Here is a 15,711-nt window from a genome sequence, read left to right as displayed (position 1 = left end):
GAACGGGGAATCTCCTGCTATACGCGAAGCGTTAGCGGGATGAGCGTCAAACAAACAGGCAGAGCCTTTCCAGTTACCTTTCAAGCATACTTATTTATTCTCCCCAGCGATCGGAACTACTTCTAACAACACATCCTTGAGAGTGGCCAGTAAATCATCACCCAGGCTGATCAGAGTGTCGCTACCGCTGATCTTGTAGGTGAGTTGTGGGGCGGGGGTGGTGCCGGAAGCTGTTAAACCCACTCCTTGACGAATGGCATCATCATCAGTGAAACCGTAGATCGCGACGGAGCCTGTTCCCGCATTTAAGGTAAAGCGATTTTCACCGCTACCTACGTACACCACATCATTGCCGAGGCCAGCATCGATCATATTCTTGCCGGAACCCGCGATGATGCGATCGTCCCCTGCACCTGACACAATTACATTATCGCCATCTCCAGCAAAAATCAGGTCTTTTCCAGATCCAGTGCTGATGTAATCCGCGCCTGCACCTGTGTAAATGGTGTTGTCGCCTGCGCCCGCGAAAATGGTATTGTCGCCTGCTCCAGCCGCAATCACATCATTGCCAAAGCTGGCGTAGATTAAATCATCTCCTGCACCAGAGTAGACCGTGTTATTCCCCCGGTTAGCAAAGATATAATAGCCCTGGCCGACATAGCTGCTCAAAACCTCAGAGCCAGCCCCCTGATAGTAAACGGGCACCGGACGGTTGCTGTGATTGCCCCAGCCATATTTCACCGTCGGATTGGATCCCCAGAACTGCCCAGCTAAGTCAGGAGTCAGGGCGCTGGTCATCGCTTCCGCCCCTGCAGTCCGCAGCAAGGAGGGATAGTTCGGGTTGAGGGTGAGATAGTGATTGTGGTCTGCCGTCACAATCAGGAGATTTTCTTCCCAACCGCCATTGTTATTAATCCAGTCAATGACCGCGCCAATAGTCTTATCAAAGTCCAGGACGGTGCCGATCAAATTGTCCAGGTTGTTGTCGTGCGCTGCCCAGTCAATGTCTTCCCCTTCAATCATCAGCCAGAAGCCATCCGGATCCTTACCCAGGGTAGACAGCGCAGCTAACGACAGATCTTTTAAGGTGGGATTTTCATTGACTTTTCTGGCGATGAAGCTGGCGTCAGTTTCTCCGGGGAGCAGAGGCCGCTGGGTATCAGGCTTCAATCCCTGGCTGCTGAACAAACTGAACATATCCAGACCGGTAGTACTGTAATCGCCATTGGCCAAGCTGACCGGTAAGTTGCCGTTTTGGCCTCTGGCTCCATACAGCCCGACGAGACGATCGCCCGCATTCGGATCCAGATTCGCAGCGGTTTCTGCTAAAATTCGAGCCGCATCGGGGCCACGTTCCAGGAAAGTGTAGCCATAACGGTTATCGGTTGGGTTACTGCGCAAATACTCATAGATATCTTTGGTAATGAATTCAAAGATCGAAGGCGGTTCAACCCCGGCAGGTAAGGGGGTTTGTGTATTGGAGAGCGGATGTCCCCCACCCAACAGCACCGTCGGTTGATAAATCCGTAATTCCTGCTGCAGGATGCTGTCCAGGTTGGGAAATTCGCTGTCATATTTGGCGCGGCGGTTAACAGCAGCGGCGGCTCCCGGAGTGGCGTGATCAATGGGACTAGAACTGACCAATCCCGTTGATTTCCCATTCAGTGCCGCTGTTACCATAATGGTTTCCAGGGGTTGTTCATAGATGTCTACCCCGATTGCATTGTTGTGGCTTTTCACCCCGGTATACAGCGTAGTTGCGGTATTCGCAGAGTCAGGATAGCTGAATTTAATATACTCTTTGTCAAATTCGGGTAGAATCGGCCCGCCATAGTAAGCCGCTTGCAGGGCACCACTCCGCCACGCAGCGGATCATATCTGACTAAGTTGTCCACGGCTCCACTAGCGACGGTTGCGCCACCTGTTGCGGTATTACCGGGATTAAAGGTTGGGTTAAATTGAAAGTCTGCTCTCAAGGGACTGGCCGCTGTGACTGGCTCAGATCCAGTTAATGCCGAGTTACCGTTGCTAAAGACTCCGTTACTGCCTGCTACCGTCGTTCCATAGGTGGTAACCAGACTGCTACTGGAGAGTTTTTGAAAGTTAAGGGTATCGCCAAAGCCGGAGGTATAAAAATCACTTAAGGTATTGCCAGCACTGCCTGCCTGAATTTATTGGTAGATCGCTGTTGCACGGGCCATTTCCCAGCCCAGCCCATCGCCAATCATAAGAATGACGTTTTTAGCCATGATGCGCTTGTTTTCCCGGTGAATATAGCGTTTTGCTACAAGGACTGCACTAGAAAATAAGGGACAAATGTTAAGGCGCTTCTAAGGCCGATTTAAGGGACATGCGATTCTGGTGAAAAATAATAAAAATAAAGTCTTCAGGATTGAGCGTGATTGGGATGATGGGATGATCCGGTAACCAGATGATGCCATGATGCGATGACAGGATAATGCGATCGCGCTCTCATTCACCCACTCATTCATTCACCCACCCATCCACTCACCCCCATGAAAGCCCAACACCCCTCCCTCCAGGGGCTGCATCCTACGTCCAGCCACGCAAGCTGACATCTGGCCGATCCACTGGTTGGTGCTGAGTGTGCCTTTAGATCCGACGCAATTACGCTGGCAACAGTTTTGGGTGATTGAGTTTGAGAAGAAAGTGATTGCCTGTGGTCAGTTGCGATTGTTTGAGGATGCTCAGGAGTTAGGCAGTCTAGTGGTGGCAAAGGGATGGCGCAATCAAGGGTTAGGCTCAGTTCTAGCCAGACACTTGATTCAAAAAGCGACTCAGCCTCTGTATCTGGAATGTTTGGGACAGCGATTGGCCACCTATTATCAGCGATTTGGATTTGGACCCGTGGATTGGGACAAACTACCGCGATCGCTGCAACAGAAATTTGGTACATCAAAAACATCGGCAACCCTGTTGCGACTGCCACTGGTGATCATGCATTGCCCTGATTGATGCTGCAAGGGTCAGATAAAAATCAACTTTTGAAGATCAACTTTTTCCGGTCGCTCTTCCAGAGTTTGCTGATCTTATTGTGATGCTCTATATACTCTCATGATCGGGTAATTGGCTCATCTCTTCCAGGTTCAGTACTTCTGCCAGGGCTTCGGGAGTCATCAGTTGTTTTTCTAACACAATGTCTCGCAGGGATTTTCCGGTTTCCAGAGATTCCTTTGCCACAGCCGCCGCATTCAGGTAGCCAATATGAGGATTGAGGGCCGTAACCAGAGCCAGGCTGCCTTCCGCAAAGGCTAAACAACGAGTTTGGTTGGCGGTAATTCCCTTAATGCAGCGATCAGTGAGAGCCGCCAGCGTGTTCCCCAAAATTTCGATGCTGTGGATCAGGTCGTAGGCAATCAGCGGCATCATCACATTCAGTTCCAGTTGTCCAGCCTGGGCTGCCAGGGCGATCGCCGCATCATACCCCATCACCTGAAAACACACCATTGAAGTCATTTCCGCCATGACCGGATTGTATTTCCCTGGCATGATGGAGGATCCGGGTTGCACAGGTGGCAGTTGAATTTCCTTAAAACCGGTTTTGGGGCCAGAATCCAGCAGTCGCAAATCGTGGGAAATCTTGACGCAATCCTGAGCCAGGTTCCGCAAGGCACCGGAGACATTCACAAATGGAGCCATACTCTGCATTGCAGCCATCAGGTGCGGGGCAGGTCGTAAGGGTTGATCAGTGAGTTCGCTGAGGATTTCAGCCACCCGAAAGCGATACTGGGGATGGGTATTCAGTCCGGTTCCAGCGGCACTCCCTCCCAATCCCAAGAGGGTGAGGTCGGCGGCGGCGGTTTCAATCCGAATCATATGTTCACTCAGGATCTGTGCCCAGGCACGGAAGTTTTCTCCCAGGCGTACGGGAACCGCATCCTGTAAGTGAGTGCGACCAGAGCGGATAACGTTGTGAAACTCCTGGCCTTTGTTTTCCAGGGCCGCGATCGCACCCGATAGTGCCGGATAGAGCGATCGTTTCAGGGCCAGCAGTCCCCCAATCCGAATCGCCGTGGGAATTACGTCATTGGTCGATTGCCCGTAGTTGACGTGATCATTGGGATTCACTCGCTGATAATTGCCCTTCTTATCTCCCAACAATTCCAGGGCACGATTTGCCAGCACCTCGTTGACATTCATGTGGTGGGAGGTTCCGGCCCCCGCCTGATACACATCCACCACAAACTGATCTCGCCACTGACCATTGAGTACTTCATCCGCTGCCTGTACGATCGCCTGACTGATGTCTTCCGGAATGCAGCCCAGTTCTCCATTCACGATCGCTGTTGCTTTCTTGATCAGAACGCAGGCATCCACATAGGTCGCCAGTGGTTTCAGGCCACTAATGGGAAAGTTTTCCACGGCGCGTAGGGTCTGGATGCCATAATACAAGGTGTCAGGAACTTGTCGCTCTCCCATCGAGTCTTTTTCAATGCGATAGGAGATACCTGTTGATTCTGTCATAGGGCCACTGGCTGAGAAGTCGGAGTTCTAAGTTAATCTATCAAAACTAGGGGCTGCTCTCTCGAGAATTACCAAATTGAAAATTGCCAATCAAACCTTGTCCAAGTTCAGAACCGTAGTTTCTCTGATGGGAAAACAACCATTCTCTTGCTGGGCTTGGTTTAACTTAGGGCTAGATTGAAGGCATTTTATCGTAGGGATGATTCCACACCTCTCCCCCAATCCCTAATTTCCGATTCTTAATCCCCTACCCTATATCAAGATTTCAAGAAATGCTAAGAAATTATACTTATCGGTTGATGGTTTTCATTCCTGTTCTACGCTGAAGTTGGGAAAGTTCATGAGTCATTAGACACCACTACTACAGGTCGCGGGAGGCGGAAGAGCAATGGTTCCCTCAGTTCAATACTCCCTGGATGTTATCAAGAGTGAAGTGGGCGATCTGGTCTGCGAGGGAAAAGTCGATCGCCACCAGCCGATTTATTGTCTCTGTGGCTGCTTTCCAGCGCGGGAATGGGGTTATATCGAATGTGAACTGGAGCGGCATGGTTACCTGCTGCGAGACCATATTGGCGATCTGCTGAGCCAGGAAACTTGGAGCGATGATTAGCTTGCCCCATTTACCTCAGCCGTAGCAGTATCTCATTTTGCCACCGAATTGGGTATCACGAATTTGTAGCCTTGATCGGCTCAGTAATGCCAATCAGCGATCGCTGGCTTTTGGTCTGGCAAAGACCTCTCTGCCAACATAAATTTGCAGGCAGGAGCAATCCCTATGCACACACACGATCACTTTTTGCTTGAAGGCGTGAATCAGCAAGGTTGCGATCTCGATCAGATCTCCTCACGGTGCCAGTGTTACAGCCTACCCATAATGACCTCATGAGTTAAGTGTTGTTCCACCATGACTTCTGCTGGCTCTACTCGTTTGGTCAAACCTAAAACAAATCGATTACTATCAGCTCCTAAAGACTCGCATTGGGTCTGTACACAGAGTGCTGATAGGTCGGATCAAACTCAAACTTGCTCCAACCCTGGGTAACTTAGCACTATTGCAAACACTGCAAAAACTCCGCCATTGACCTATCTGTCAGAGATTGGCCAATGAATTGCCAACATAACTACTCCCACCAAGCGGCAAGCTTCAATCAGTCAGCAAGGACTATTGCTCACAAACCACGCGGAAACCAATATCGTAAAGCCGACTGTCGATATCGGCTCGACTGCGAAAGGCGGAACGACAAGTTCTGGGGCCACCATTCCAGGAGCCGCCTCGCAAGACTCGCTGTCGGCAGTTTCCCCCCGTAATCCAGGCACTGCCATTCACGGGAGCACCTTGATAGTGATCGTGCCAGCAATCCGCACACCACTCCCGCACGTTGCCATGCATATCCATCAAGCCAAATAAATTGGCTGTTCCTAAGCTACCAACTGCCGTTGTTTGGCGACGATCACACCCCTCCGGCCCCTGACCATAAAATCCCTTGTTACAAATTTTGCCGTTGTATTCCCAGTTCACTCCAGAATAGTTAGCCAAGTCGGTGGTGATGGTTTCGCCAAAATAAAAGGGAGTCTGGCTGGTGACACGACAGGCATATTCCCATTCGGCTTCTGTCGGTAAACGGTATGTACGTCCGGTGCGAACCGATAACCGGGCACAAAATTCGATTGCCTCTGACCAGGAAATTTGTTCTGCTGGATAGTTTGCTCCTGAAAAACAAAAAGGATTGGGCGTGAGTGACTGTTGCACTTTCGGCCATTGGGCAACCACCTGCCATTGAACCTGGGTAATGGGGTAGCGAGCCATCCAGAAGGGAGCCACAGAAACCATGTGTTGAGGACTCTGGTTAGGATGCCATCCTTCTTCCGTATTGGGGGATCCCATGAGAAAGTCCCCACCAGGGATTGCGGCTAAGGCGATCGCGATTCCATGTGCCAGAGTTTCATGACAAGAAGAAAAGGGAGATAGTACGAATCTTCTATCTAGAGTAGGTCGGTAAGAGCGTAACAAAAATGTTAAACCATAGAGAGAAGACTGTTCATGCTCAGTGATACCGTTCATCAAAATGCTGTTTAGCGATCCCCTGCAAATTTCTCGACTGTTTCTGACGGCGTTTGGCACCCGCCTGGACAACTACTACCTGGAGCGAATCCCCAAGGATGGAGCGGTTCTGGTGGTCAGCAATCACCGTAGTTTTATGGATGCACCGCTGTTGATGGCAGCAATGAATCGTCCAGTACGCTTTGCTTGTCATCACTATATGGGTCAGGTACCTGTTTTGCGGGAAATTATAGATCAGTTTGGTTGCTTCCCCCTGGAGGTACCTCAGCAGCGGCAGCAAAGTTTTTTTCAACAGGCGGTGCGGTTGTTGCAGGCTCGGCAAATGGTGGGAGTATTCCCAGAGGGTGCTGAGCCGATGGTGCAGGCAACTTCCCCGCAGGAGATAGGCGAGTTTCAACGGGGTTTTGCTCATCTGGCGCTACGGGTACCGATCGCAAACTTTGCCATTCTCCCTGTGGCGATCGCGTCTCAGGAGGAAATTACGAATTCGGTAGTGCCCCTCCAGTTCCTCAGGTGGTTTGATCCATCGGAACCTTTATTTAATCAATCGGGATGGCATCCGATGGTGGTTTATCAGCGGGTTAATATACTGATTGGTCGTCCTTACCGAATTACTGCCGCTCAGCAACAAGCTTATCAAGGCAAGCAAGCGCGATCGCTGGTGGCTGAGATTACGGAAACTTGCCGGACGGAGATTCGTGAATTGTTAACCCAGGGATGCTATTAGAACCCCATGATTGAGACTGGCCCTTGTTTTCTAACGCTCAGATTGTTGCAACCTGACTATCCGTTGTTTGTGTTTTTACCGGGAATGGATGGCACAGGGCAGTTACTGCGATCGCAAACCACGGGCTTAGAAACTGGATTCGATGTTCGCTGTCTGGCAATTCCGCCGACTGATTTAACAAGCTGGGAGGAGTTGACAGAGCAGGTCGTTGACCTACTCCACCAAGAACTGCAAGACTTTCCTGATCGAGTAGTTTATCTCTGTGGAGAGTCTTTTGGTGGCTGTCTGGCCATGAAAGTAGCGCTTCATTCTCCTCATCTATTTAGCCGAATTATTCTAGTGAATCCAGCTTCCTCGTTTCGTCGCTTGCCTTTAATGAGTTGGGGGGGAGCGATTACCAGTCGATTACCCGAACCGTTGTATCGGCTAACCTCAATGGGATTGCTATTCTGGTTGGCCAATCTGGAGCGCGTTGCTCCTGGCGATCGTCAGGCTCTCTGGCAGGCGATACAATCAGTCCCCCAGGAGACATCTGCATGGCGGCTTTCGTTGTTGAGTGAATTTACTATTTCAGCCGCTCAACTTCAGCAAATTACTCAACCCGTGTTGCTGCTGGCCAGCGCAGCAGATCGCTTGCTGCCCTCAGTTCCAGAAGCTCGAGATTTGGCTAAACATTTACCAGATGTTCAGTTGGTAGTTCTGCCAGATAGTGGTCATGCTTGCTTATTGGAAACGGAGATTAATTTATATCAGATCATGCAGAAATGGAATTTTCTCCAGCCAGCTTTAGTCGCTACTCCGCAAGGGTAAATCGGTAGCAGAAACAATGACTAACCTCTCAGCAGATTGTTAATAGATTTTTGGCTAGGGAATACTATCATAAAGTTGTGGGCAATCGTAGCCTCAATTAACTCTGGCGAAGCAATACGTACCCATTCAATTCTATGTCGTTCCCTGTCAGCAACTTATCCCTGGATTCTGTTGAGGCTTACCTGGCTAACTCCCCTGAATTTCTAAATTACTTGATTAACAGAGTTACCGATCCCATTTTTGTTAAAGATCGTCAGCACCGCTGGCTATTGCTCAATGATGCATTTTGCCGGTTCATTGGGTATGACTACAGTGAGTTAATCGGTAAATCAGAGTTTGAGTTTTTTCCAGAAGCGGAAGCCAAAATTTTTCGGGAAAAAGATGAGCAGGTATTCATGTCAGGCATGACGATCGACAGTGAGGAATGCTTCACCGACGCTGCTGGAATCACCAAATTTATTTCTACGAAAAGGTCTATCTTTAAAGACTCTCACGGTAATGAATTTTTGGTGGGAACAATTCGGGATATTACTCCGCATAAACAAGCCGAACAGGAGTTACAACGTTCCCAGCAATCTTTGCAACTGGTGATGGATAACATTCCTCAGGCAATTTTCTGGAAGGATCTGAATTCTGTTTTCTTGGGGTGTAACCAGACCTTTGCTGAAATGGCAGGGGCCACTTCACCACAGGAAATCGTGGGCAAAACGGATTACGATCTGACCTGTAACCGGGAGGATGCGGAATTTTTTCGTGCCTGCGATCGCCGGGTGATGGAATCTGATGCGGCTGAACTAAACCGGATTGAATCCTGGCTGACTCCAGATCAGCAGCAACGATGGTTAAAAGTGGACAAAGCCCCTTTGCATGATGAGACCGGAACCGTAATTGGGGTCGTGGGGTTGTTTATCGATATCACCGATCGCAAGCAGGCAGAAGATGCTTTAGAACACCTCAATCAGGAATTAGAAGCCCGTGTTGAGGAGCGTACCACCGCCTTAAGGGAAAGCGAGCATCGGCTCCAGTCAGTATTGCAAAATATGCCGGTCATGATGAATGCTTTTGATGATGAAGGTCATGTCATTGTATGGAACCGGGAGTGTGAGCGGGTAACGGGCTATAGCGCTGCAGAAATTGTTGGCAATCCTAACGCGATAGAACTGCTCTATCGCGACACACATTACCGGAAACAGATGATGGCGGAATGGGTGAAATTAGGTGGCAACTATCGCAACTGGGAATGCAAACTCTGGTGTAAGGATGGCAGCATCAAGACGGTTCTCTGGTCTAATCTCTCGCAGCAATTTCCCGTTGCGGGTTGGGGACAGTGGGGTATAGGTGTAGACATTAGCGATCGCAAAGCCATTGAGGAAGCTCTACGTGCCAGCGAAGCGAAAAATCGAGCATTATTAGAAGTTATTCCAGATATGATCTTCCGCTACAGCCGCGATGGGATCTATCTGGACTTTTTCCCTTCCCTGGACTGGGATGCTCTGGTGCCACCAGAACAGTTTTTGGGAAAAACCATTTTTGAGGTGCTTCCAAACACCGTTGCACAACAACTTTATCAAGCCATTCAGCAAGCTCTAGAAACTCAACAAATTCAACTCATTCATTACCAAATGACACTCGGATCGGTTGTTCATGATTACGAGGCACGGGTACTAGCTTGTGGAGATGATGAGGTTTTAACGATCGTCCGTGATATTAGCGATCGCATCCGGGCTGAAGCTGCCTTGCAGGAATCCCAAGAACTCCTACAACTGGTGATAGACAATATTCCCCAGGCTATCTTTTGGAAAGATAAGAACTTAGTTTATCTCGGATGTAACCGGGCTTATGCTCAAGATGCTGGATTAATGACTCCTTCAGAAATTGTTGGATTGACAGACTTTGATCTGTGGAAACCTGAAGAAGCCAGAGCCTTTCAAGCCTTCGATCGACAAGTGATGGAGTCAAACACGCCTGTCCTAAGGTTAGTTGAGCCAATGCCAGAAATTGCTGGGGAAGTTGGTTGGCTGGAAATTAATAAAATTCCCCTGCACGCAGCGGATGGCTCGGTTGTTGGAGTCTTAGGAACTTACGAAGATATTACCGAGCGGGTCAGAGCCGAGGAAGTGCTGCGGCAATCTGAGCAGCAGATGAGGGAACAGGCTCGCCGCGAACAATTGCTGAATCATTTGATTAGCCAGATTCGCAACTCTTTAGACTTTGACATAATTTTGGAAACTACACTGCAAGAGGTTCAAAGCTTTTTAAAAACGGATTGCTGTTACTTTGCCTGGTTCCACCTGCAGGATACCGATGCTTACTGGGAAGTGATCAAAGAATCACGCCATGAAGATTCCCCCAGTCTGTTAGGCCGCTATGCTATTTCTCGGAGTGACCCTCTGGCTAGACGACTGCAGTGGTTGGAGCCACTGGCGATCGAAAATGAGGAAACCTGGAACCATTACCCGATTCTGGAGTTTGTTCACTGCCTGAGCTATCAAACAGTATTGATGCTGCCAATGCAAACGCAATCCGGAATGATCGGAGTCTTAAGTTGTAGTGATCATCAGATACGCCACTGGAACGAGGATGAAATCGCACTGCTTCAGGCGATTGTTGGGCAATTGGCGATCGCTCTCAACCAGGCTGATCTCTATGCTCAAACCTGTGCCAAGGCAGCCGAATTGGAGCAGACACTGGAAGAACTGCAGCGCACTCAGACTCAGATGATTCAGAGTGAAAAGATGTCTAGCCTGGGGCAGTTGGTGGCTGGGGTGGCTCATGAGATTAATAATCCGGTGAACTTTATCTACGGCAATCTCAATTACGCCAACAACTACACTCAAGATTTATTACGTTTAGTGAAGCTATATCAAAAGTATTATGCTGAGCCTGTGCCTGAAATTATGACTGAAGCGGCTGCGATCGACCTGGAGTTTTTGATTGAGGATCTGCCAAAAACTTTGAATTCTATGAAGGTGGGAGCAGAACGAATTCAGAAAATTGTCGCTTCCTTGCGAACCTTCTCGCGAATGGATGAAGCCGAGCGTAAAGCTGTGAATATCCATGAAGGGATCGACAGTACTCTGATGATTTTGCAAAATCGCCTGCGGGGCACCTCCGATCAGAATGCCATTGAGGTCTTGAAAGAGTACGGAGAGTTACCACAGGTTGAATGTTACGCTGGACAATTGAATCAGGTGTTTATGAATATTCTGGCTAACGCGATCGATGCCCTGCGAGAAACCGCGATCGCCGCGCCCCAAATTCTGATTCGGACTGAGATGCTGGAGGGCAACTGGATCCGCATCTGCATCACAGATAACGGCCCTGGCATTCCCGAAACCGTTCAGCAGCGGCTTTTTGATCCCTTCTTTACCACTAAGCCTGTTGGTAAGGGTACGGGCATGGGCCTGTCTATCAGCTATCAAATTATTACGGAACGACATGGGGGCAGTCTGGAATGTATTTCCCAGCCTGGTCAGGGCACCACATTTCAGATTGCAATTCCCATTCAGCAATCAGGCAAGGAGTAAGGGCTTGCTCATCTGTATAAGAAGGCAGCGTAAAGGTGCTGCCGGCGAAGACAAGTGTTGTCACCGCCGAATCAAACCCTGCAGCAGACCAGCGGGCATGACGGCTTTTCGTGGTTCAAAGGCTCCAGCCCCACTGGCTCCTGGCTTTGGCCGGTTGGTGCAACTACAGGCCGAGAGAAAACAAAGGACAGAAAATCGAAGGTATTGCTCTTCTGCCCTTTGCCTTGATTCGTCCTTTCCAGCTTGGTCTACAGTTCTTCAACCTCAATGTCTCCAGCTACAGCGGCAGCGGGAGCAGTAGGTTGCACCTGGGGTTGAAACATGAACAGGGAGTAAACCACATTTCGGCGAATATCGGTCATCATCTCCAGGAATAGTTCAAAGCCTTCGCTCTTGTACTCGATCAACGGATCCTTCTGACCGTAGCCGCGTAAACCGACAGATTCCCGCAGGCCATCCATCTGTTGCAGGTGTTCCCGCCAGAGGGTGTCAATCTGTTGCAGAATGAAGAACCGTTCCGCCTGCCGCATTAGTCCGGGTTGAATCTGGTCAATTTGAGCTTCCTTGTTATCGTAGGCAATCCGCACCTGTTCATGTAGGAAGGCTTTGATTTCGCTAAACGTCAAATCTTCCAGTTGCTTGGGTTCCAGGTCGGCCAGCAGGTAAACAAATTCCTTTATCTTGCTGACTAACTTATCCAGTTCCCATTCTTCTGCCGGTAGTTCGGGATTGATGTAGGCATTGACGATGTCATCCATCGTCAATTCGGCGTACTTGATCACCTGTTCCTTCAAGTCCTGCCCTTCCAGTACCCGTCGGCGTTCGGCGTAAATGGCCCGACGTTGTTTGTTCATCACTTCGTCGTACTCAAACACTTGCTTCCGAATGTCGTAGTAGTAGGTTTCGACTTTCTTCTGGGCACCTTCTAGAGATCGCGTCAGCATTCCCGACTCGATCGGCATATCTTCTTCTACCCGGAAGGCATTCATCAGACCCGCCACGCGATCGCCTCCAAAGATTCGCAGCAAGTTGTCCTGCAAGCTGAGGAAGAACTTGGTGGAGCCAGGGTCGCCCTGCCGAGCAGCCCGTCCCCGTAACTGGTTATCAATCCGACGAGATTCGTGACGTTCAGTCCCAATCACATGCAGACCACCCAAGGCCACAACTTCCTCATGTTCAGCCTTCGTGAACACTTCGTACTCTTCCCGGATGCGGTTATAGGCTGCCCGCAATTTTTGAATCACCAGATCCTGAGTTGGTGCTTTTTCAGAGGCAACAGCAATTTTGTCTTCGGCTTCCAGTTCCGGCAGCGATCGCTCCCCGTACTCCTTCACGGCAAAATCCACTGCATCCTTGAGCAGTTTTTCTGTCGCTTTAGAGAGTTCCGTAGGATAGATCTGGGGTGAGGCTTTCCAGGTTTTCACCTTGCGCCCAGGGACAAATCCCTGTCCTCCACTGCGACCTGCTCCAGCCCCTGGGACTGAGGTAATACTAAATTCATCCTCATCTTCCGGTTGGGCCAGTTTGGGCATGAAATATTCCCGCACCTTCAATCGCGCCATGTAATCAGCATTCCCTCCCAAGATGATGTCGGTTCCGCGTCCGGCCATGTTGGTGGCGATCGTCACGGCTCCTTTCCGTCCGGCCTGCGCGACAATTTCTGATTCCCGCTCCACGTTCTCTGGTTTGGCATTCAGCAGATTGTGGGGAATTTTCAACTCCGCCAGCAAGCGAGATAGGACTTCCGACTTTTCCACGCTGGTGGTACCCACTAGAACCGGACGGCCTATTTTGTACATCTCTGCACACTCGAGCGCCACCGCCCGCCACTTAGCTTCCTCAGTCTTGTACACTACGTCTGATAAATCGCGCCGGATGTTGGTGCGGTTCGTAGGAATGGTCGTCACTTCCAGGTTGTAAATCTTGCCAAATTCCGCTTCTTCTGTTTTGGCCGTCCCTGTCATCCCCGCCAGTTTGGGATAGAGCAGGAAGAAGTTTTGGTAGGTAATCGTGGCCAGAGTTTGAGTTTCCGGTTGGATTTCTACGCCTTCCTTGGCTTCGATCGCCTGGTGCAGACCATCACTCCAACGCCGACCAGGCATTACCCGTCCCGTAAACTCATCCACAATCACGACCTCGCCACCCCGCACAATGTAATTCACATCCAGGATAAACAGTTCCTTAGCCTTAATTGCATTGAACACATAATGCGCCCAGGGATCTTTTGGGTCGAAGAGATCCGTGACACCCAGCAATTGTTCAGCCCGAATAAACCCCTCATCCGTCAGCAGAATCGTCCGTTGCTTTTCATCAACCTCATAGTGCTCATCTTTATTCAGGGCTTTGGCAATCTCTGCCGCCCGAATATATTTTTCACTGGGCCGCTCCACCTGACCGGAAATGATCAGGGGGGTGCGGGCTTCATCAATCAACACTGAGTCCACTTCGTCGATGATGCAGTAGTTAAAAGGACGCTGTACCACATCGGCCATTGAGGTAGCCATATTGTCCCGCAGGTAGTCGAACCCCAACTCACTGTTGGTGCCGTAGGTAATATCGCAGTCGTAATTCTTCTTACGCTCACTGGGAGTCATGGTCTGCTGAATCAGACCCACAGTGAGACCCAAGAAACGATGCACCTGCCCCATCCATTCCGCATCCCGACGGGCCAGGTAATCGTTTACGGTGATCACATGCACCCCCTTACCAGACAGAGCATTCAGGTAAGCAGGAAGGGTTGCCACCAGGGTTTTTCCTTCTCCCGTCTTCATTTCGGCAATCTGACCTTCGTGCAGAATGATGCCCCCCAACACTTGCACATCAAAGTGGCGCATCCCCAGCACTCGCTTACCTGCCTCTCTGACCACGGCAAAGGCTTCTGGCAGCAAGTCATCCAGAGTTTCCCCTTTTTCCAGGCGCTGCTTAAATTCTGTCGTTTTGCCTCGCAATTCCTCGTCCGACAAGGATTGGATTTCCTCTTCCAGCAAAGCGACTTCCGTCACGATCGGTTGATATTTCTTGAGTTTGCGTGCGTTTGGATCGCCCAGCAACGTTTTTAACATGGCGAAAAATGGCAGGTTTCTAGGTTGGACAGTTAAGAGATGAAAGTTAAGAGTTAAGGGTGGAAAAAGAGTTAAGAGTCAAAAGTTGAGAGTTAACAGTTAACAGTTAAACGTGCAAAATTCAGAACCTATTCTGCTCCATTCTTAGCTCTTTATTCTTAACTCTTAACTCTTCATTCTTAACTATCACGGGGCGTTTTGCCATTCAGCGCTGAGGCTACGGAAATCGTATTGACCAGCACCGGGATGGCAGGAAATACAACTTTCCAGGTTTACCCGTTGAGCAAATTTGACGCGGGGATGCAATGCCCTGAAGATGCGAGATTCGTAGAGGCGATAAGGAGTTGGTTCGTCGATCGCCTGCGGTCGGGAAAAGTCCCGTAAATACTGCCACATTCCCTGGATTTCAAAGCGATCCAGAGGTTTCAGCTCTGCCCCATAATGCTGAGTATCTTGAATCAATGTACGCCAGGTTTCGGACGGCATCACCGCTGGAGGCAGGGCAATATGACATGTAGAACAATGTTGGAGATATAGATGCTGAGCCGCCTGGTAGCGTTCTGGAACCACATCAACCGTACCAATGTGGCTATTGGTACTGGTTGGGGTAGCCTCTGGCAGGCTGGAATTCGTTGCGGGAATCTGGGCGATCGCCTCTCTTGATTGGGGTTCAGTCGCCTGAGCTAGCCCAATTCCCAGGCAAAGACTCCATAGCAATAAGAGCACCAGCAAGAGCCAGACAGAGGGCTTGCGATCGGGTTTCATTGCTTTTGTGCCACGGGATGACCGTTGCCGTCGGTAGGAAATTTGAGAGGGTCGATGGGACGGAAAGGGCATACCAATTAAATTAAGCGATCTCAAGTTAGGGATGACCAGACACCCAAAAAACGGTAAAGTTTTGCGTTGGTGGCCTGAGGAGTGTTCAGGACTAACTTATCAATGATAGACAATAATGTATTTTGGCATTGTCTATCGGCCAGCGGATATCCCAACCTGACCGAATTTAAGCTGTATTTCAAAGCCGAAGCTAGAAAGGGG

The 15,711-nt window shown here is 49.8% G+C and carries 10 protein-coding genes; 5 read left to right on the top strand and 5 right to left on the bottom strand.

The window, feature by feature from the left end:
* Window positions 1-90 precede the first annotated feature (90 nt).
* Entirely contained in the window at window positions 91-1,740 is a 1,650-nt protein-coding gene (locus ACUVQO_RS02645; protein ID WP_445924346.1) for an alkaline phosphatase, read from the bottom strand.
* 858 nt (window positions 1,741-2,598) lie between these two features.
* On the opposite strand from ACUVQO_RS02645, the gene ACUVQO_RS02640 reads away from it, so the two are divergent.
* Complete coding sequence (locus ACUVQO_RS02640) at window positions 2,599-2,976, top strand: GNAT family N-acetyltransferase (RefSeq protein ID WP_445924345.1); 378 nt, start codon at window positions 2,599-2,601, stop codon at window positions 2,974-2,976.
* Window positions 2,977-3,063: 87 nt separating this feature from the next.
* Here the strand turns inward: ACUVQO_RS02640 and ACUVQO_RS02635 are convergent, their stop codons facing one another.
* A complete protein-coding gene (locus tag ACUVQO_RS02635) occupies window positions 3,064-4,485 on the bottom strand; it encodes an aspartate ammonia-lyase (RefSeq protein ID WP_445924344.1) in 1,422 nt (473 codons plus the stop codon).
* Between the two features lie 388 nt (window positions 4,486-4,873).
* On the opposite strand from ACUVQO_RS02635, the gene ACUVQO_RS02630 reads away from it, so the two are divergent.
* A complete protein-coding gene (locus ACUVQO_RS02630; RefSeq protein ID WP_445924343.1) occupies window positions 4,874-5,095 on the top strand; it encodes a DUF4327 family protein in 222 nt (73 codons plus the stop codon).
* A gap of 552 nt (window positions 5,096-5,647) precedes the next feature.
* On the opposite strand, the gene ACUVQO_RS02625 is transcribed toward ACUVQO_RS02630, so the two are convergent.
* Entirely contained in the window at window positions 5,648-6,547 is a 900-nt protein-coding gene (locus ACUVQO_RS02625) for a formylglycine-generating enzyme family protein (RefSeq protein WP_445924342.1), read from the bottom strand.
* A 4-nt stretch (window positions 6,548-6,551) separates the two neighbouring features.
* On the opposite strand from ACUVQO_RS02625, the gene ACUVQO_RS02620 reads away from it, so the two are divergent.
* The 3 genes from ACUVQO_RS02620 (at window position 6,552) to ACUVQO_RS02610 (ending at window position 11,611) form a co-directional block, all read left to right on the top strand.
* The gene (locus tag ACUVQO_RS02620; protein ID WP_445924341.1) at window positions 6,552-7,274 is read left to right on the top strand and encodes a lysophospholipid acyltransferase family protein; all 723 of its coding nucleotides are present in this window, start codon (window positions 6,552-6,554) and stop codon (window positions 7,272-7,274) included.
* A gap of 42 nt (window positions 7,275-7,316) precedes the next feature.
* The gene (locus ACUVQO_RS02615; protein ID WP_445924340.1) at window positions 7,317-8,084 is read left to right on the top strand and encodes an alpha/beta fold hydrolase; all 768 of its coding nucleotides are present in this window, start codon (window positions 7,317-7,319) and stop codon (window positions 8,082-8,084) included.
* A 134-nt stretch (window positions 8,085-8,218) separates the two neighbouring features.
* Window positions 8,219-11,611 (top strand): PAS domain-containing sensor histidine kinase, encoded by a 3,393-nt coding sequence (locus ACUVQO_RS02610; RefSeq protein WP_445924339.1) that lies wholly within the window; start codon window positions 8,219-8,221, stop codon window positions 11,609-11,611.
* 248 nt (window positions 11,612-11,859) lie between these two features.
* Here the strand turns inward: ACUVQO_RS02610 and secA are convergent, their stop codons facing one another.
* Both secA and ACUVQO_RS02600 read right to left on the bottom strand, forming a co-directional pair.
* The gene (gene secA / locus ACUVQO_RS02605) at window positions 11,860-14,673 is read right to left on the bottom strand and encodes a preprotein translocase subunit SecA (protein ID WP_445924338.1); all 2,814 of its coding nucleotides are present in this window, start codon (window positions 14,671-14,673) and stop codon (window positions 11,860-11,862) included.
* 186 nt (window positions 14,674-14,859) lie between these two features.
* Window positions 14,860-15,510, bottom strand: coding sequence for a diheme cytochrome C (locus ACUVQO_RS02600; protein WP_445924337.1), 651 nt, complete (start codon window positions 15,508-15,510; stop codon window positions 14,860-14,862).
* Window positions 15,511-15,711: the final 201 nt, after the last annotated feature.

This window comes from Leptodesmis sp. (assembly GCF_052746595.1).
Note: the sequence above shows the minus strand (reverse complement) of the source record. Positions and strands in the feature narration are given on the sequence as shown.